At 69.7% G+C, this 17,396-nt stretch carries 16 protein-coding genes and 1 pseudogene; 1 reads left to right on the top strand and 16 read right to left on the bottom strand.

The features are described from left to right. Nucleotides 1-36 precede the first annotated feature (36 nt). Both AB0D34_RS12190 and AB0D34_RS12185 read right to left on the bottom strand, forming a co-directional pair. Nucleotides 37-1,533 carry a hypothetical protein gene (locus AB0D34_RS12190; protein ID WP_362660383.1) on the bottom strand — a complete coding sequence of 499 codons (1,497 nt, stop codon included), beginning with the start codon at nt 1,531-1,533 and terminating at the stop codon, nt 37-39. Nucleotides 1,534-1,748: 215 nt separating this feature from the next. Further along, nucleotides 1,749-2,681 (bottom strand): hypothetical protein, encoded by a 933-nt coding sequence (locus AB0D34_RS12185; RefSeq protein WP_362660380.1) that lies wholly within the window; start codon nt 2,679-2,681, stop codon nt 1,749-1,751. A 319-nt stretch (nt 2,682-3,000) separates the two neighbouring features. Here AB0D34_RS12185 and AB0D34_RS12180 point away from each other — a divergent pair, with 319 nt between their 5' ends. Next, on the top strand, nt 3,001-3,933 hold the full coding sequence (locus AB0D34_RS12180; protein WP_362660377.1) for a phosphotransferase: 933 nt from the start codon (nt 3,001-3,003) through the stop codon (nt 3,931-3,933). On the opposite strand, the gene AB0D34_RS12175 is transcribed toward AB0D34_RS12180, so the two are convergent. The 14 genes and pseudogenes from AB0D34_RS12175 to AB0D34_RS12110 all read right to left on the bottom strand — a co-directional run bounded on the left by AB0D34_RS12175 (nt 3,930) and on the right by AB0D34_RS12110 (nt 17,394). Further along, on the bottom strand, nt 3,930-5,012 hold the full coding sequence (locus AB0D34_RS12175) for a zinc-binding dehydrogenase (protein ID WP_362660374.1): 1,083 nt from the start codon (nt 5,010-5,012) through the stop codon (nt 3,930-3,932). The genes AB0D34_RS12180 and AB0D34_RS12175 overlap by 4 nt on opposite strands. A 23-nt stretch (nt 5,013-5,035) precedes the next feature. After that, complete coding sequence (locus AB0D34_RS12170) at nt 5,036-6,250, bottom strand: DegT/DnrJ/EryC1/StrS family aminotransferase (protein WP_362660371.1); 1,215 nt, start codon at nt 6,248-6,250, stop codon at nt 5,036-5,038. Continuing rightward, nucleotides 6,243-6,644, bottom strand: coding sequence for a cupin domain-containing protein (locus tag AB0D34_RS12165; RefSeq protein WP_362660369.1), 402 nt, complete (start codon nt 6,642-6,644; stop codon nt 6,243-6,245). Before AB0D34_RS12165 ends, AB0D34_RS12170 begins: the two co-directional genes overlap by 8 nt. Then, nucleotides 6,641-7,615, bottom strand: coding sequence for an aminoglycoside phosphotransferase family protein (locus tag AB0D34_RS12160; RefSeq protein ID WP_362660366.1), 975 nt, complete (start codon nt 7,613-7,615; stop codon nt 6,641-6,643). Before AB0D34_RS12160 ends, AB0D34_RS12165 begins: the two co-directional genes overlap by 4 nt. Beyond that, nucleotides 7,602-8,612 (bottom strand): Gfo/Idh/MocA family oxidoreductase, encoded by a 1,011-nt coding sequence (locus AB0D34_RS12155; RefSeq protein WP_362660363.1) that lies wholly within the window; start codon nt 8,610-8,612, stop codon nt 7,602-7,604. Before AB0D34_RS12155 ends, AB0D34_RS12160 begins: the two co-directional genes overlap by 14 nt. Beyond that, complete coding sequence (locus AB0D34_RS12150; protein ID WP_362660361.1) at nt 8,609-9,256, bottom strand: hypothetical protein; 648 nt, start codon at nt 9,254-9,256, stop codon at nt 8,609-8,611. The genes AB0D34_RS12155 and AB0D34_RS12150 overlap by 4 nt, the downstream gene beginning before the upstream one ends. After that, a complete protein-coding gene (locus AB0D34_RS12145; protein ID WP_362660359.1) occupies nt 9,253-10,815 on the bottom strand; it encodes a hypothetical protein in 1,563 nt (520 codons plus the stop codon). The genes AB0D34_RS12150 and AB0D34_RS12145 overlap by 4 nt, the downstream gene beginning before the upstream one ends. Beyond that, the gene (locus tag AB0D34_RS12140) at nt 10,812-11,687 is read right to left on the bottom strand and encodes a glycosyltransferase family 8 protein (RefSeq protein WP_362660356.1); all 876 of its coding nucleotides are present in this window, start codon (nt 11,685-11,687) and stop codon (nt 10,812-10,814) included. Before AB0D34_RS12140 ends, AB0D34_RS12145 begins: the two co-directional genes overlap by 4 nt. Continuing rightward, entirely contained in the window at nt 11,684-12,709 is a 1,026-nt protein-coding gene (locus tag AB0D34_RS12135; RefSeq protein WP_362660353.1) for a UDP-glucuronic acid decarboxylase family protein, read from the bottom strand. The genes AB0D34_RS12140 and AB0D34_RS12135 overlap by 4 nt, the downstream gene beginning before the upstream one ends. 5 nt (nt 12,710-12,714) lie before the next feature. Further along, nucleotides 12,715-13,860, bottom strand: a complete 1,146-nt coding sequence (locus AB0D34_RS12130; protein ID WP_362660350.1) for an adenosylhomocysteinase — start codon at nt 13,858-13,860, stop codon at nt 12,715-12,717. Nucleotides 13,861-14,504: 644 nt separating this feature from the next. Beyond that, nucleotides 14,505-14,699: pseudogene (locus tag AB0D34_RS12125) on the bottom strand (repressor LexA); the annotation flags it as partial. 203 nt (nt 14,700-14,902) lie between these two features. Beyond that, the gene (locus AB0D34_RS12120; RefSeq protein WP_362660347.1) at nt 14,903-16,111 is read right to left on the bottom strand and encodes an acyl-CoA dehydrogenase family protein; all 1,209 of its coding nucleotides are present in this window, start codon (nt 16,109-16,111) and stop codon (nt 14,903-14,905) included. An 84-nt stretch (nt 16,112-16,195) separates the two neighbouring features. Beyond that, nucleotides 16,196-16,801 carry a GAF domain-containing protein gene (locus AB0D34_RS12115; RefSeq protein ID WP_362660344.1) on the bottom strand — a complete coding sequence of 202 codons (606 nt, stop codon included), beginning with the start codon at nt 16,799-16,801 and terminating at the stop codon, nt 16,196-16,198. Then, the gene (locus tag AB0D34_RS12110) at nt 16,801-17,394 is read right to left on the bottom strand and encodes an ATP/GTP-binding protein (RefSeq protein WP_362660341.1); all 594 of its coding nucleotides are present in this window, start codon (nt 17,392-17,394) and stop codon (nt 16,801-16,803) included. Before AB0D34_RS12110 ends, AB0D34_RS12115 begins: the two co-directional genes overlap by 1 nt. Nucleotides 17,395-17,396: the final 2 nt, after the last annotated feature.

Raw genomic sequence — 17,396 nt, 5'->3', positions numbered from 1 at the left:
CTCTGAAACGGACGACGTTCGGGGGGCAAGGTGGGGTTACGGTTGGCCGGGCAGCCGGTCCGCGGCCGCACACACGGCATCGGCGAGGTGCAGGCGCGCTTCAGCGTCGTCCAGGCGGATCGCGTGCCACAGGTCCTCAAGGGCGGCCAGGAGGGCGAAGTCGCCGAGCCAGAATCGCTCCAGTTCATCCAGGGGCCGGCCGTATCCTCGGGCGAAGGCGTCCTGCAGAGCGGGCCGGTCGGTCCACAGCAGCGACGGCCGGGCGAAATCGACCACGGTGGCCAGCAGTTGCGAGCGAGTGAACCCGGTCAGGGCCAAGGACCGTGTGGGACGCTGCCACCGCCAGGCCCCGGATCCGAACGACCCGTGGCAGAAAGCGAACGGCAGCTGCGACAGCGCCTCCCGCAGGACGGCCAGGCGGCGCCGGATGACCGCACGACGTCCGGCCAGCACCGGAGAATCGATCCGTTCCAGCACCCGGTCGATGTGGTCGATGTACCGCAGGGTGTTCGCGGCGGCCTGAGCCTGCCGGTCGCCAGCCCCGAGTGTGCTCTCGTGCAGTCTGCGCAGCAGCTGCCCGGCCTGCTCGTGGACGGATTCCTTCAGGTGAAGGCCCTTGTCCGGAGTGTCGTCCACGCGTTCGCCGCGTGGCTCACGCGTCAGCAGCGCCCGCAGTCTGGGGTCGAACCCGACCATGCGTGGCGCAAGTCCGGCGTCAAGCCGACTGATGGCGTGCCGGTATGCGGTCACCTCGCGCTGGAGGTCGCCGTGGGTCCGGGGAATCCGCAGCTCGATGATCCCTTCCGGCGAGGACATCCGCCAAGAGCGGGCACCGGAAACGTCGTTGGGCAGTGCCCATGCCTGGTGGCGTCCTATGTGATTGTTGATCCAGGTGGCCAACTCCGGCGGGATCGGCGCCGCGTCCTTCTGCACGTTTCGGTCTGATTCGGTCGGGCCGGGTGCCGGGACAGCCGGGCTGCTGGCAGGGCTTCGGCGTGCGGATACCGCCGACGGCTGCGGAGGCGTGGCGGGCAGGAGGATGCCGGTGCCCGTAGCGGTCATGTGGAACGGAGGCAGGCCGGACAACGGACTGGAGGGAAAGCGCGGAGAGACGGCGTAGCAGGTCACCGCCTCCACCAGCACGGCGTGAGCGGCGAGTTGGCACCGGTTGTCCGCGCGCAACGCGAAGGCCAGCCGCGTAACGCTGGTGAGTACTGGGGCGACGTCACACTGGAGCCGGGCCGCGATACGCGGTCCGTTCAGCCCGGCGACGATCAGATCGAGGACCTGCTGATCGTCCTCGTCCACGTGGGGCGGTGTGCTGGGCGCTCCGGGCAGGTGGTCGCGCGTGACCAGACCGTACACGGTGCCGAGGGCAGCGAGGTGCTCGCTGTTGTCCGCCGCGAGCACGTGGCACAGTCGCCGCCTTCGCGTGTCGGTCTTGGTCGTGCTGCTGAAGGTGACGTCGGCGATGTCGATGCGCCGCCGACCGGCGGCGATCAGACGCAGGATGCTCAGGTCCTCCTCTTCCAAGAGGACCGGTGCACCGGCGGCCGGTGCCGCTGGATGGGGTGGATCGGCGGACAGGTTGTCGAGGTTTTCGCAGGCTAGGGGCATGAGTTTTCGCTGTCAGGAGGTTCCGGTGAGGTTGGACGGCAGGCTTGACGAAGGGGGCCAGCTCCGCCCGCGACGGGGGGCGCGGACGGAACTGGCGGACCAGGGCCGGACAGCTCTGGCGGAGACATGGATCAGGCAGTGAGAGCGAAGCGGGCACGGTAGAGATCGACGACCATGTCGAGGTCGTACGTCACCACTACCGTGTGGTGATCGCTCAGGCCCTTCATGTCGGCGACCTCGACGTGCACCACGGCGGGCAACAGCCAGTCGGTGGTGCAGACGCGGTCCACGCGGTGGGCCGGTCCGTGCGTGTCGCACTCGTCGACGGTCGGCGCGACAGCCGCCAGACCGGGACCGCCGGGCAGCAGTGCGGCGTGCCGGGCGACGTCCTCCAGCCCGGCGGTCAGCAGGATCCGGTCCGGACGAGAGTCCATCACCCGCTCTCCGGATGCGGTCTCGTAGCTGCGGTGTGCCCGGTGTGGCGGGTCCTTGATCTCCTCCAGCCGGGGAATCGCCAGCTCGCCGGGAACCAGTCGGTCGGGGTCGACATAGCTGTTGGTGTCCATGCCGAGCGCGAGCACGGGGAGCTTCCGCTTCCTCGGGCCGTGTTCACTCTCGTAGGTCTCGACGCGGTCGGCGAACCGCGTCAGGTCCTCGGCCTCGGTCCACCGCTTGGTGGGTGAGTTGTAGGACAGGTGGGCGCAGCCCACCACCATGTCGACGTCCCGTGTACCGCACACTCGGAGGGTCATGGCGGTGGGGTGCAGGAGCCAGCCGGGCCACTCGGTGTCCCACAGAGTGATCTGTTCAAATACCTCGGGGTCGTAGTACAGGGCGGTGGCGTGCTTGCCCGGGCCGAGGTCGCCGACGAGCTTCGTGATGCTCTTGGACTCGCCGAACAGGGTGGATCCGCGCCCTGTTGGGGCATAGCCGAAGGTCTCCTGACGGCACAGGATCGTCGGGCGCAGCCCGGCCAACCGCTGCTGCATGGCCAGCCACGTCGCGTGGTCACCATTGCCGTTGAGTTCAAAGTTGCTGCTGACGACCGTGATGTGCCGAGGCATGGGCATGGCCTTCCTTGGAGTTGCGGGCGGGTACGGAGCTGTGATCGATCAGGACGGCGAGGGCCTTTGCCGCCAACAGCCAGCGATGGGAGTGGCAGGAGTGAGCTTTGGCACGGTGCAGTAGGTGATTGACTCGGAGGGAGGACTGTTCAGGCACAGGCGTTGTCCACTGGCTGCGTTCGCTGTACCTGCCGCAGGAGGTCGAGGAGATCGGTAGCCTGCCGGTGTGACTTCTGAGGCATCTGCACCGGACGTGTCCACTGACCTTGCGCTCCTGGTAAAGGCGTACGGCCTGGGCCAGGTCCACGAGGTGCGCTACTTGACCGAGGGCCTGATGAATCGCAACTGGCGCGTCTCCACGGCGCGTGGCGATTTCGCGCTCAAACAGATCCTTGACGTCTCGCTGCCCCTGGCACGGCGCAACCTGGCGGTCGTGGCCGCGCTTGCGAAGGCGGGTGTGCCGGCTGCCACGGCCACGCCGACGATGGCCGGGGAGTTCGTCTTTGAGACCGATGACCGCGGCTACGCCCTGTTCCCGTGGGTGGAGGGCGAGCACATCGCCGGGACCGACCTGACCGAGGAGCAGGTGTACGCGCTCGGCGCCGTGCTCGGCCGCATCCACGGGGCTCTCAATGAGGTCGGGCAGGAGCTGCTGCCGGTGAAGCCCGCTGGCCTGACCGCCTCGGTGGCCAGCCTGGAGAAGGCGCGCTCCGAGGCGGAGCGCTTCCTGGCGCTGGCTGCGGCAGACGGCAGCGGTTTCGCCCGGGAGGTGACTGGCTTTGTGCAGCAGCGCCTGGTGCTCCTCGACAAGTACGCCGGCCAGCGGCCGACCAGCGACAAGCCGCTCGGTCCGTTCGGCTGGCGGCACGGAGACTTCCAGCACCTGAACGTGAAGTGGCACGAGGGCCGGATCAGCGCGGTGCTGGACTGGGACCGGATCAGGGTCGGCTCGTTCGTTGAGGAGGTTGCCCGCTCGGCGACCCTGCTCTTTGGACGCGAGCAGGGTGACTTGGACCTGGCCCGGGTGACCGTCTTCGTCCACGGCTACCGGTCCGTGCGCCCTCTGACCGATGAGGACCTCACGGACGCGGTGCTGCGCCTGTGGTGGAAGCGGATGTGCGACTACTGGCACCTGGAGTTCCATTACGACCGCGGCGATCACTCGTGTGATCACCTGTTCCTCTCGGCTTCGCTGTTCTTGGAGTGGTGGACGAGTCACTTCGACGAGGTCCAGGCGGCATTCGTGGCCTAGAACCGGATCAGCGCGCGCACGCCGGCACGCTCCGCGGCGTCCCCGAGCGCGTCGTTGATGCCCTTCAAGGGCCGTGTCGAGGTGATCAGCGGCTCGGCGTGCAGCACGCCGCGCAGCAGCATGTCGGCGTAGCGGGGGATGTCGGCCTGGGTCCGTACGGAGCCCATCACGGTGCCGGAAAGGGAACGGCCTGCGCGAAGGAGGCGGCCGGGCACGCTGATGTCGGTGTCGGCCGGCACCATGCCGATGATGGTGGCCCGCCCGCCCGGGGCGAGGCAGTGGAAAGCCTGCTCGGCGGTGTCGATCGAGCCGACGGCTTCGATCGCGTGATCCACGCCGATGCCGGTGAGTTCCTTGATGTCGGCGGCCGTGGCCACGCTGGCGAGCACCGTGTCGGTGGCGCCGAGCTCCTGGGCTATGGCAAGGCGGTGCTGGTGTTCGTCGACCGCGATGATGCGGGAGGCCCCGGCGATCCGTGCGCCCTGGATGGCGCCCAGGCCGACACCGCCGGTGCCGATGACGGCGACGGTGGAGCCCGGAGCGGGCCGGTTGACGTTGAAGACGGTGGCCAGTCCGGTGGTCAGACAGCACGAGAGCAGCGCTGCGGCCTCGAACGAGATGCCGCCGGGCAGCGGGACGAGGGCGTGTGCGTCGACGACCATGAGTTCGGCGAAGGCCGAGACGCCCAGGTACTGGCGGATCGGCTTGCCGCCCAGCCGCATCCGCTGGTGCTGGCGCTGTTTGGCCGATGGGTCGGTGCAGTAGACCATCGCGCCGCTGAGGCAGGCGGCGCACTGGCCGCAGAACGTCTGGTCGCAGACGATGACCCGGTCCCCGGGGGCCACGGTGGTGACGCCCGCGCCGACGGCTGCGACGGTGCCGCTGGCCTCGTGTCCGAGCACGGTGGGGGTGGGGTAGGGGAACGCGCCGAGGGCGAAGTGGAGATCGGTGCCGCAGATCCCGGCGGCGGCGGTGCGCACCAGGACCTCGCCGGGCTGAGGCTCGGTGAGCTGGATGTCGCGGATCTCCAGGGGCTGGCCGGGGGCCGGCAGGACGGCGGCCTGGCAGGTGATGGTCACGCAGATCTCCTTGGAGAGGGCGGTCAGGGGTTGAGGTGCCGGTTGAGGATGTCGGCGAGCGTGCGGCCGACGGCGTGCATGTAGTCGGCTGCGGCCACCATGGGCACTTTGATCACCAGGGTCTGTCGGCGGGCGCGGTAGTAGTGGGGCAGCGCGTCAGGCTCCGGCGGGGCATACGGGGACAGACGGACGTGCGGCCACAACTGCCGCAACAGATCCGGCTGTTGGAAGAGGGGGGCTTTGACCCAGTCGTCGTACATCGGCCGCAGCGGGATACCAGCGGAGGCAGCCGCGGCGCGCAGGGCCTGCGGCTCGCTGAGCGGTTCGGTGACCGTGAGCGGCGTTCCGTACCAGCCGCGTCGGGTGCCGTCGGCCAACTCGGGCGCCGTGATGGGGGCTTTGCGGTCGGCGAGCGTGCTGGTGAGGACGGCCAGGTTGGTCTCGGCCACGCACGCGCGTTCAGCCAGGGTGCGCAGCTGCTCGCGGGCGATGAGCGCGGAGAGCACCGGCATCCGGAACTTGTAGCCGGCTCCGGTCTGGGCGAGCGGTCGCAGGTCGGGTAGGGAGAGTTCGGCTTGCAGGCGGTGGGGATGGTGGCCCAGGGTGAGGGCGCGTTCGTAGACGGCGCGGGTGCTGGTGGTCAGGATGCCGCCCTCGCCACCGGAGACGGATTTGGCGTCCTGGAGGCTGAAGCAGCCGGCCGCACCGAGGGAGCCGGCCGGGCGGCCGAGATAGAGAGCCCCGTGCGCGTGCGAGTCGTCCTCGACCAGGGCGACTGGCTCATCGATATGGCCGAGTGCGTCCATCGGCGCGGGGATGCCCCAGGCGTGCGTCACGACCGCTGCCGAACAGCCCGGTGCTGCCGCGGCCAGGGCGGCGGGCGCCAGGTTCACTCCGTTCGGTTCCACATCGCAGAAGACCGGGAAGCTCCCGGCGTGCAGCGTCGCGGTGAGCGCCGAGATCCAGGTCATCGGCGAGACGGCGATCCCGGCCTCCGGGTGGGCGCCGGTGGCGTGCAGAGCCGCGTGCAGTGCGGACGTCCCGGAGTTGAACGCCAGCGCGTAGCGGGCCCCGGTCAGGTCGGTGAAGGCGTCCTCCAGCGACTGGATCGCCGGGCCCCGGTTGGTATCGGAGAGGCGCCCGGAACGGAGCCGCTCCACGACCGCCGACTCGGCGGCGGCGTACTTGTTCTCGCGAGGAAAGGGCAGTCCGACCAGCCCTGTTGAAGTATCAGGCATGATCGTCTCCCTGCCGCTGGTCGCGGACGGGGACGGGGTGCTTGACAGCCGCCTCCGGGGTCTTGTGCAAGTGGTGGGGCGAGGCTCCCGGCGGCAGCTCGGCGGAGAGATAGAAGATGTGCAGTTCCTCGGCGACGTCGAGGACGTCGTGCTCCAGCCCGGGGGCTGTGTACAGGATGTCGCCGGCCTCGACCTGGTGGGCAACGTCGCCGATGAGTACGGTGCCGCGGCCCGCGGCAACGAACCAGAACTCGGCGAACTCGTGGTAATGGCGGTCGAATCGGGCGGTGCCGTCGGCGCGGATGACGAACTTGCCCGCGGCGGAGGCCGGGCAGGTCTCGGGGCGGTTGCCCCCCGTGAGTTTCTGGCGGTCGCGGGTACGGATCAGGGTCATCGGGGAACTCCTTGAGGACCGGGCGACGTACGCGTCGCGGAAAGCTGAAGAATGCGCGGCACGAGACGGGGCTGGCCGGCGGCGAGGTCCTGGAGATCGGCGGCGATCTGATGTCCGCGCAGGGTCACCAGGTCCTCCTGACCACGGGAGGCGTGGAAGGCGAGCAGGAACAGGGCGATGCGCACCCGGTACACGGCCAGGACGGTCCGCTGATGCTTCTCCGGCGGGTGGGTGAAGTAGGTGCTCGCGAGGGCTTCGGTCAGGTAGCCGGGCTCTTGGAGGCTCCAGCCGGCCACGTCCGCCAGTGGATCGCCGCCGCGGACGCTTTCCAGGTCGATGACGCCGGTGATGGTCGTGTCGGTGTGCAGGACGTGGCGGGCGGTCCAGTCACCGTGCAGCAGGCGGGCGGACACCCCGGCAACCAGCGGTGCTCGCACACGCAGGGCGGTCGTCACCACGGGTGTCAGGGCGTGCAGCAGGCCGTGGCCCGAGTCTTGGGAGGGCGTGCGCAGCAGCCAGGCTTCGATGCTGGTGTGCTCGACCGATCCGTCCGCTCTTAGTCGCCCGTACCCGGTGACCGGCACGCTGTGGATGCGGCGCAGGATCATCCCAGCCTGCTCAGCGGCACGGACGGCCACCGCTCGGTCCGTCGTCGAACCGAGGGGTCGGCCCGGGCAGAGGGTCTCCACCGCGAAGTCATCGGTCTGCCACAGGGATACCGGCACGGGAACATTGGCGGCAGCAAGCTCTGTGGCGGCCCAGGCGGCGATGGCATACCGGGGAATCCGGCCGGGCACCGGCACCTTCACGATCAGCTCCCGGCCGTTCGCGCCCTCGACGCGGAAGGCATGGTTGTCCACCCCTCCCGTCAGCGGCACGGGGCGACAACCGGGAGCGGCCAGCCCGTCGGCCACCAACCTGTCCAACGTGGCCTGGAGTTCAGTAGGCGGTGGGAGGTCACTGGGCTGCATCGAGGGCCTCCGGCAGCGGGTCTGGTAGGTCGACAGGGCACGGACGGGCGAGGGAGGCGGAGCGAAGTGCCCCGTCCAGCAGGGCGATCGAGCCGAGGTTTTGTTCGGCGGCCAGCTCCGGGCAGGAGCCGCCGTGTAGCACGTCGACCATGGTCTTGATGACGAGCTGATAGCCCGCGGGCGCCTGCGGTAAGGGCTCCTGACTCTCGGGGAGTTCGCCGATGGCACCGTGGGTCAGCTGGTTCTCGCCGTCCCACGCAATGGCGAGGTCCGTGCCGACGGCGCCCCATCGACCGCTTGCGGGGGTGTGCAGGCCGCCGGAGGTGTAGCCACCGCGGTAAGAGAACACGGAGCCGTCGGTGAAGCGGAGCAGCAGGGTGGCCAGCGCGCAATGGGCGCCCTGGTGGGGCAGTGGGACCTCTGCGGCCTGGATGTCGAGGGCGGCGGCCGGGATGAGCCTGCGTATCTGGTCGAAGGCGTGGATGGCCAGATCGGTCAGGACGGGCCGGCGCATCCGCGTGCGGAAGCCCGGCCGGTGGAGCGTGACCAGGGTGTCGGCGGTGACGGCCCACGGCCCGGTGCCGGCGCGGACGGCGTCGCGGAAGGCAAGGAAGCTCGGGTCCATCGCCCGGTTCTGCATCACCAGAAGGTGCCGCCCGGCAGACCGGGCCTGGTGCACCAGGCCTGTCGCCTCGCGCAGGCTGACAGCGAGGGGCTTCTCGGTCAGCACGTGCAGACCGGCATCGAGCGCGGCAGCGGACACGGCGGCGTGACGGGCGGGCGGGGTGAGGTTCACCACCGCGTCCAGGCCCGCGATCTCCAACGCCTGCTGCCAGCCGGTCAGCCGGGGCACGGTCAGCTGATAGCGGCGGGCAAGACGCTCAGCGGCATCCGAATCCGGGTCGGCCAGCGCCCCGATGGTGATGCGCGGGTCGTCGGCCAGCGTGCGCACCCAGCGCGAAGCGATCAGCCCGCAGCCAAGAACGGCGACCTTCATGCCGCCCTCCTTGCCGTGGGCCCGGAGGGCCCGGGGCCCTCCGGAGGATGGCCCGCTGCGCGTCGGGCCTGCTGGATGTGCCGAACAGCGCGGGGTACCAGGGCGGCGGTCGGCGGCGTGGAGTCCAGCCAGATGCAGCGCGGAGTGAGCGGCGAAGCGAAGTGCGCGTTGAAATGCCGTGCGAAATCGGGGGCGTAGAAGATGGGCGGCATCCCCGGCCGTTTGGCCGCCCGCACCGCGAGAACGTCCGGGCTTGTGTGAAGCAGCAGGGTGAGGGCGGGAAGCAGGGGACGGGCGTCCAGAATGAGCTGGCGCGCCTGGCTGATGATCGGGTAGCCGTGGAGTTCGGCCACTGCGTGGGCATGAGCGAGGAGCGTGTCGACCGTCCGGTCGAAGATCACGTCGCGCCCCTGGGCGTGCGCCTCCTCGGCTCGCCGACGCCGTATCTGCTCGACCTCCAGGAGGATGTGGAGGCCGGCGAGCTGCTCGTCTGCCGACGGTGCAACCGGAGCGGGCAGCAGAGCCGGGTCGGGGGCGGTGTGGTAGTAGCAGGGCACGACGAGCGGGTCGTCGAGGACTTGGGCCAGGGCGCGGGCCAGGGAGGATTTCCCGGCACAGCTGACGCCTTCAATGCCGATAATCACCGTGCCTCCCGTGACGGTGCAGAGGGGGTGCCGCCCGAGGTCAGGCGCCGGTTGGTCTTGGGGGCCATCGCCCGTTCGGCACCGGGGCGTGCCGGGGGGTGGACGAAGGCGAGCGCGGGCCCGGCACTGCTGACGAGATAGGCCAGCAGCAGTTCGAAGCTCGCCTGCGCCCGCTCGCACGGACTGAGCAACCGGCCCTCAGCGGCGGCGAGTTGACCGATGGGGGTGACCAGGCCCAGCCAGAGGGCGGTGGCAGCCGTCGCCCTCATCGGCAGGCGGGTCGAGGGCCGCAACAGCAGATACAGGCACGTGACGGTGGCAGGGGTGCGGGCCAGCCACGTCGCTCCCCGGTACCACCCCGCCGCGAGTGCCGTCGCGCGCCGAGCCGGAGTGCCACGGCCGCAGCGAGTCGACTCAGCCCAGCAGGCGGAGTAGTCGAGGTAGTTGGCGAACCAGCGCCGTCCCTGCTCCAACAGCGTGCGGGCGTCCTCTGGCCCGGGCGCGGTGGCGGTGTGGTCCACGACGTGCACCGGCACGTGCTCGACGGTGGCCCGGAAGCCGAAGGGGAGGTCGTCCAGCACCGTGTAGGTGGGCAGTCCGTCGAGCTCACCGAAGACATCCAGACGGACCCACAGGCCGTGGCCGACCGTCTGGGCCAGAGCGCCGCCACCGGCCAGCATCCGCACCGGCCCGTGTCCGCCGAGGACGGCCCGGGTGTAGCGGCGGAAGGCGGGGATCTCACGGCGCAGGGTCCACAGCGTCTGCAGACGGGCCGCTCCCAGGCACAGGGCGCGCTCCCAACGGTGCGGGCTCGCCCCCGAGCTGGTGAACCGGGCGGACTGCTGGACCACTCCGGGCAGGCTCCCCTGCCGCGCCGCGTACTCGACGATGCTCGCCCAGGTCCGCTCAATCAGTTCCGGGCCGGGCCGGGAGTCGATGTCGTAGACCGCCAGGTAGGCCGGCTCCGGGGTGCGGGGCAGCCCGGCTGCGGCCTGGTTGACCTGGGCGGCCTTGCGTCCGGTGCCGGTGTAGTGGACGTGCCGGATCGGCAGCGCCGCAAGGGCGGGATCGGCGAGGACCGCATCAACGACCTGGTCGGTGGTCGCCACGCTATCCAGTGCTCCGGCCACCTCCTGGGCGCTGACCGGGCCGGGCCGCTGAAGGCGGCACCGTACGGCCCGCAGCTCGTCGTCGGCCAGCTCCGGGAACATGCCGGCGGCCATGGCGTGCGGCTGACGGACACTGCGCGCGGCGATCTGCTCGGCTATCAGGATCCGTTCGGCGCGCTCACGGGCGGTGGTCACCAAGGTCAACGTTGAGCCTGGCCACTGCTTCAAGAGGGGAACGAACCAGTCCACCGCGGCACGGATGTGCGGCTGCTCGCGGAGCACGGGGACGACGAAGTGGACGATGCCCGCGACCATCTCCTCCTCGGGCGGGGCGGGCTGGTCGACGGTCGCCAGGGTGCGGCGCATCGCGCACAGTCCCGCCGTATGCCGTACCGCTGCGGCCACCGCCACGGCGCCGGCCGCACAGCGCATGATCCGGCGGGGGTTCATCGGTCCTCCCCGGGCGCGAAGGCAGGCATGTGCCGCAGGTAGAGGTCGCCGAGCCGGCCGCCGGGGTAGTTGGCCTGCCAGGGCTTCAGCGGGCCCGCGAAGTGCACGATCGAGGCCGTCTGCTCGTCCTCCAGCAACGTGGCCAGCGGCATGGCGGGCTCGGCGTGGTGGACGAAGTCGGGCTGGGCCGCAAGCGGGGAGAGCGCGAAGGTGTTCCACGTCCGCTCCAGGCGCAGCCACTGGTCGTCGGCCGCCCAGTTCAGCGCGCACTGGTCCCAGAACCGCACGTGCTCTGGGCGCTCGTGGAGGAAGCGCCGGGCCTGCTCGAACAGCCGCTGCTCACGGCAGGCCGCCAGATCCAGCAGCATCACCCCGCTGTTGAAGTACTCGCGCGCGCCGTCCAGGCCCAGCCGGTCCCATCCGGGCAGCGCGATCCCGCCCCCGAGGAGAGGGTTCTGCGGGTCGCGTACGGCCGCCAGCGCGAAGCCGTGCAGATCCTGTCGCAGCAGCGGTCGGAGACTGCGCAGGACGAGCACGTCGCTGTCGAGGTAGAGCGCCCGCGCATCGTCGACCAGTTCCGGGATGGACAGCCGCAGATACACCGCGCCGCTGATCCATCCCGAGACAGGGAAGCCGGCCGAGGCCGGGGCGGGCAGCTGGCGCAGGTCCATGCTCAGTCCGAGGCGGTCGGCCTGGCGGCGGAGGGAGTCCTGTCCGTGGGCGGAGAGGTCCTCGTGCAGCACGATCAGACGCAGATCGGCAAGGTCGTCCAGGTGAGCCGCGGCGAGGGACTGCATGACAATCCCCAGCGGGAGCAGGTAATGGTCGTCGACACCGCACACGATCGGCGGCAACGTCTCCGTGGGGCTCACCGGGCATCGCCCGCCAACGCCGGGCCCGCCGTGGCCGCGCGGGCGGCGTCGATCGTGCGGGACAGCCCCGCCGACAGGTCCACCAGGGGTGTCCAGCCCAGCGCTTGCCGAGCGCGGGTGATGTCCGGGCAACGGCGTCGCGGATCGTCCGCGGGCAGCGGCGTGTGGGTGATCGAAGACGCCGATCCGGTCAACTCCCGGATCATGTCGGCCAGCTGCAGCACGGTGATTTCGTGGGGGTTGCCGATGTTCACCGGCTCCCGCTCCCCGCTTGTGGCCAGGGCCAGCAGCCCGCTGACGGTGTCGTCGACGAAGCACAGCGACCTCGTCTGACTGCCGTCCCCGGCAACCGTCAGCGGCTGGCCGGCCAGGGCCTGCGCGATGAAGGTCGGCACCACCCGGCCGTCGTACGGCCGCATCCGCGGACCATAGGTGTTGAAGATCCGCACGATGGCCGTGTCCACCTGCGCGGTCCGGCCGAACGCCGCTGTCAGGGCCTCGGCGTAGCGCTTGGCCTCGTCGTACACGCTGCGCGGGCCGACCGGGTTGACGTTGCCCCAGTAGCTCTCCCGCTGTGGATGCTCCAGCGGGTCCCCGTACACCTCGGAGGTGGAGGCCACCACGATGCGCGCCTGCTTCTGCGCGGCCAGGGTCAGCGCGTTCAGGGTGCCGGCGGAACCGGTCACGAGCGTCCGCACCGGCTGCTTGCCGTAGTCCAGGGGCGAGGCGGGCGAGGCGAGATGGAACACGTAGTCGACCTGCCCGGAGACGTGGAAAGGCAACGTCACGTCGTGGAGCAGCAGTTCGAACGCGTCGGCTTCGTCGAGCGCGGCAAGGTTCTCCCCCCGGCCAGTCGAGAGATCATCCACGCCCACCACGTGTGAGCCGTAGGCGATCAGGCGCTCGCAAAGATGGGAGCCGAGGAAGCCTGCGGCCCCGGTCACCACGGTCCGGCTGCTGCGGAGCGCGACAGCCTGCGCCGGAGTACACCCGTCGTTGGGGAGTGGCATGGTGCTGGGCATCCTGTTCAACTCCTCACGGTTACAGGGGAATGCGTGCGCGATGCGGGGTGGAAGGTGCTCAGCCAGGCGTCGGCGATGTGATGTCGCAGGTCGGCGGAGAGTTCGTAGAAGCCCGGCGGGTGCGCAACGTTCACCAACTGGGTGAGCGCGAGCAACATCTCGGCCTGGACCAGGTGGATCGACGGGCCCAGGGCGGAGCCGTGCAGGAAGTTCACGGCGTTGCCCTCGTTGAGGAGGTGGAAGCTGCCGCCGCGGTGTCGGTAGCGCGTGATGTGCTCAGCGACCGGTTCGCCCGTGAACGCCTCGGCCATGCCGGTCAGGTCGAGTTCGTCGTCGGCCGAGGTCACGCTCGCCACGTACGCGCCCTCGCGTAGCAGTCGCATGTCGGCCGTGGTCAGGCAGCGGTCGCCGGTGGCGCAGAACACCAATTCGGCTTCCGCGAGGGCGTCGTGGAGCCGTGCCGCCGGGTAGCCCGCGCTGAGTGCGTTGACCAGGCGTATGGGATTGCGCTCGACCACGGTCACGGGAACGCGGCGGCCGTGCAGCGCGTCGGCGATGCTGGAGCCGATCTTCCCGTAGCCGATCACACAGGTCTGGCGGCCGGTCAGCACCTCACCCGTGCTGCGCAGCAGCGCTTCGGTGGAGAACACGATGCTCTCGCCGACGCCCCGGTCCTCCGCCTCCTTCAGCGGGCTGCGGGCCACGTTGTAAACGGCACACGGCGGCTTGTCGAGCGACTCGTAGCGACGCAGCCCGTTCTCGGTGTCCTCGACCACGCCCAGGATCTGGCCGGAGAAGCCCGTACAAGCCCTTGCCAGGCCGGGAGCGAAGTAGCCGCCCACGTCGAGGGGAACCACCGGCTGGCCGCCTGCCCGCAACTCCAGGTACTCCAGCAACGCCTCCGGCCGGGTCAGTTCGCTGCGGCTGAGGTCGTCACAGCGGGTCAGCCCTTCCAGCGGTTGGCGGATCGACTGCTGTACCGAGTTGGGCTTGGGAACCACGGAGGCCAGCGTCGAAATACGGCGCAGCGACTGGAGGAACGTCGGCTGGCTCGGCAGCAGATGGGCGACCAGAAGGGAGGTGACCTGCCTCGTCGGCGAGGCGGCTTCCAACACGGTGTCGAAGAACGCCTCCACGGGATTCGCGGCCATCGCGACTGAGGCACCTCGCTGGAGAACGGCTCTCTGCAACGGCGGGTGGCCGGAACGGCCTTGCCGTCCATGGGTAATGGATGCGATGCCGAGCGCAGGCGCGAGTTGATCGTCCAAGGCGTGCCCTTCTGGGGTAGTGGTCTGCCTGTGCCATCCGTGATCGGAGGCCGCGTGGCACTCCGCGCCGGGAGACGGTCCGCCCCTGTGCCGCAGAACCCCACGCACGGCGAGCACAGGGACGGGTGTCCGGGTCGGCCGCCGGTTTCCCGGATCACCGACTATCCGGGGTACTAGCAACCGGCCGGCCGGACCCGTGCACGGCACTGTGGACTCACGGGGGATGCCGTGCACGGGAGTCATAGGAGGACGCCGACTTACGAGTTGAAGCTGATCAAGGGGTGGGAGACCGCAGTGACCTGACCGAGAACACCGGCATCACCCAAGGTGGTGCAGTTGGTGTCGTGCATGGGCAGCTGTCGCACGGTCAGCAGGGCTCCGGAGAGCAGGGCCCGGCGGGTGGGCGGGTCGAGCATGACCCTGAGGACAAGGGGACTGGTGTGCTCCTCAGTGTTGTCAGCGGCGAGGAGCGGGCATCCAACGTGTTGCAGGGGAGGGATCTGCGGGCCGTTCGTGTCGCCAGTGAGGATGCGGTACGAGCGGGGAAGGCCAGGGTCAGCCGAGATGAGCCCTTTCTCTTCCAGCTGTTTGAGCTGGTAGGCGATGGAGGACGTGCTCCTTAGTCCCACCGCGTCGCCGATCTCCCGCATGGAGGGCGGGTATCCCCTCACCTGCACTGACTGCCGCAAGAATTGGAAGATCCGCAGTTGCCGATCTGTCAGTTGTAAATCCAGCGCGACGGCAGCGTCTTCATCGGACGCGACGGCAGCGTCCTCGGGGGCCGGAGCCGGACTCCCGTTGGGTGTCGGCAGATCATCGTTCGTCATGGGTGTCCTGGACTGTTCGTGTGGTGGGTGGGTCAGTGCTCGAAGGGACGGACGACGGTGGCTCCGGCCGTGGGGGTGTCGGAGACACGAGGTTGCGGCTAGGTGCTCGGGCCAGCGGCCGAGGCCGCGCTGAGGACGGCTCTGGCCAGGTGGATGCGCTGGAATTCGCCGGTGCCGGCGGGCGCGTAGGTGTGCTGGATGTCCCGTATCAGGCGTTGGAGCGGGTAGTCGGGATCGAGGGCGTTGGCGCCGTGGAGTTCCATGGCGTCCTGGCTCGACTGCATGGCCCATGCGTGGTTGCTGTACTTGGCGTTGACAAGTTCGGCATCGCAGTCGATGCCTTGGTCGAGGAGATGGGCGGCGTGGTAGAGGAGGACGCGGGCGGCGTGCAGCCGGTGCGTGATCGCGCCGAGACGGTCCTGGAGGACGGGCAGATCGAGCAGAGTCGCTCCGTAGCGGGGCCGAGCCTTGAGGAAGCTGGTGGTCAGGCTCATGACCGCGTCGTGTATGCCGAGGCTGACGGCGGCCAGGTTCGGCCGTCCGTACCTGATGCTGCTGCGCTGGGCGACCTCCATACCCTGTCCGACCTCGCCGAGGACCTGGTCGGCTGAGACGCGGACTTGGTCGAGGTCGAGCCGGCCCGCAGAAAATCCCCGCAGTCCGTGCCCCGCTCGGTACGGCGTCACGTTCACTCCCGGCAGGTCGTTGGCGACGAGGAAGGCGGTCAGGGCCTGCGAGGGGCTGTCATCCACTTCGCCGGTGCGGGCGACGACGACGTGCAGGTCCGCGATGTGCAGGTTGCCGATGTGGGCCTTGCTCCCGGTGATCACCCACTCGTCCCCGTCCCGCTCGGCGACCGCATCCATCCCGCCGATGTGACCGCCCGCCGTTGGTTCGGTGACTGCGATCGACATCAGCACCGATCCGTCAGCGACCCGTGGCAGCCACTGTGTTTTCTGCTCGTGGGTGCCGAAGTGGTCCAGTGCGCCGACGGGGATGAGGGTGGCCTGGAGGATCGCCCCCGCGGCGGCGGACATCACGGAGATCCTGTGGATCAGGATCGTCTTGGCGACGTGCCCGAGCTCCATTCCGCCGTAGGCGGCGGGCACGGTCACCCCGAACCAGCCGCGTTCGCCCATCAGCTGCGCCAGGCGCCGGTCGAACTTGCTCGTCGAGTGCTCCAGACGCGGTACGCGCGGCCCGACGTACTGATCGGCGAACAACTCTGTTTCCTGCCACAGCAGTTCATGGCGGGGAGTGAGGTAGGGGCGGAGCGTCTCGGGGGGTGGGGTGGGTGTGGCGGGCATGGTCGTCTCCCTCTCCCCGTGTGGGGTCGCAAGGCGGGGCGCGGCCGGTACCGCGGGGTGTGGGGGTCCCGGGTAGGCGGCAGATCAGGAGGCGGGCTGCGGGATCTTGAGGATGTCGGCGACGACCCGGCTGCCGTCTTGGGTGATGGCCTGGAGCCGGGCCGCGTCGTTCAAGGTGCGTGGTTCGGGGTCGATGAGGCAGACGGTGACCAGGACGAGGCCGGTGACGGCGTCGATGACCGGGCTGCCGAAGTAGCTCTGGATGCCGATGGCATCCACGACGTGGTTGCTCTGGAATCGGGGGGAGGCGGCGACGTCCCACAGGGGCAGGCCCCGTCTGCGCTGCACGACTTCGGGGCAGTAGCCGTGGCCGCGGCTCATGGTGCGGCCGACGATGGGGTAGCCGGCATCGGGTGCCGGATTGTGCATGCCGAGGAACGTCTGCTCTTCGCCGAACGCGTTCGCCATGGAGTAGAGGAAGCCGCTGCGCTGGGCGATGTCGTCGGCGACATCGTCGAGGTACTCCTGGGCTTCCAGCGGGATGCCCAGTTCGCTGAACCGGCGCAGACGGACTTCCATCTCCGCGACTTCGGTTTCCGGGTCATCGGTGAAGGTCTCGATCTGGCGTTGTGTGCTGCCGGGGCCCGGGAGGGGCGAAGCCAGGCGATGGCTGCTGGGGAAATGGGTCATCAGGCGTCCAGGAGGGCAGAGTTGGCGGATGCGACGGTCGCGGCGTACTCGGCCAGGGTGATCAGGACCCGGGCCACGGAGTCGGCGTTGCGGGCGTCGCAGAACAGGACCGGCACCTGTGTGTCCACGGCGAAAGCCTCGCGGACCTCGTCCGGGGGACGGCGCCTGGTCCCCGGGAACACGTTGATGGCGATGACGAAGGGCAGGCCGCGCTGTTCGAAGAAGTCGACCGCGGGGAAGCTCGACTTCAGCCGGCGGGTGTCGGCCAGGACCACAGCGCCGTGCGCCCCTTCGGACAGGTCATGCCAGAAGTCCCAGAAGCGGGGCTGTCCGGGAGTGCCGAAGAGATACAGCTCCACCGGTGTGGGAGCGTCCCAGCCGACACGGCCGAAGTCGAAGGCGACCGTGGTGGTCGTCTTGTCCTCGATACCCGCCAGGCTGTCGATGGCCGTGCTTTGCGCGGTGAGCACTTCCTCCGTGCGCAGCGGGGTGATGTCGCTGACGGAGCCGATGGCGGTGGTCTTGCCGACGCCGAAGCCTCCGGCGATGAGCAGTTTGGCGATCGCCCTGGCCGGTTGCGGGGATGGGGTCATGA

It is taken from the genome of Streptomyces sp. NPDC048420, assembly GCF_040651535.1.
Classification (GTDB): domain Bacteria; phylum Actinomycetota; class Actinomycetes; order Streptomycetales; family Streptomycetaceae; genus Streptomyces.
This window is presented reverse-complemented; position numbering and strand designations above follow the sequence as displayed.

Excerpts from the sequence above, each read along its gene's own strand:
- AB0D34_RS12160 (WP_362660366.1), bottom strand. The coding sequence starts at position 7,615 with ATGCAGCCCAGTGACCTCCCACCGCCTACTGAACTCCAGGCCACGTTG.
- AB0D34_RS12170 (WP_362660371.1), bottom strand. The coding sequence starts at position 6,250 with ATGCCTGATACTTCAACAGGGCTGGTCGGACTGCCCTTTCCTCGCGAG.
- AB0D34_RS12110 (WP_362660341.1), bottom strand. The coding sequence starts at position 17,394 with ATGACCCCATCCCCGCAACCGGCCAGGGCGATCGCCAAACTGCTCATC.
- AB0D34_RS12185 (WP_362660380.1), bottom strand. The coding sequence starts at position 2,681 with ATGCCTCGGCACATCACGGTCGTCAGCAGCAACTTTGAACTCAACGGC.
- AB0D34_RS12165 (WP_362660369.1), bottom strand. The coding sequence starts at position 6,644 with ATGACCCTGATCCGTACCCGCGACCGCCAGAAACTCACGGGGGGCAAC.
- AB0D34_RS12115 (WP_362660344.1), bottom strand. The coding sequence starts at position 16,801 with ATGACCCATTTCCCCAGCAGCCATCGCCTGGCTTCGCCCCTCCCGGGC.
- AB0D34_RS12135 (WP_362660353.1), bottom strand. The coding sequence starts at position 12,709 with ATGCCCAGCACCATGCCACTCCCCAACGACGGGTGTACTCCGGCGCAG.
- AB0D34_RS12120 (WP_362660347.1), bottom strand. The coding sequence starts at position 16,111 with ATGCCCGCCACACCCACCCCACCCCCCGAGACGCTCCGCCCCTACCTC.
- AB0D34_RS12155 (WP_362660363.1), bottom strand. The coding sequence starts at position 8,612 with ATGAAGGTCGCCGTTCTTGGCTGCGGGCTGATCGCTTCGCGCTGGGTG.
- AB0D34_RS12145 (WP_362660359.1), bottom strand. The coding sequence starts at position 10,815 with ATGAACCCCCGCCGGATCATGCGCTGTGCGGCCGGCGCCGTGGCGGTG.
- AB0D34_RS12130 (WP_362660350.1), bottom strand. The coding sequence starts at position 13,860 with ATGGCCGCGAATCCCGTGGAGGCGTTCTTCGACACCGTGTTGGAAGCC.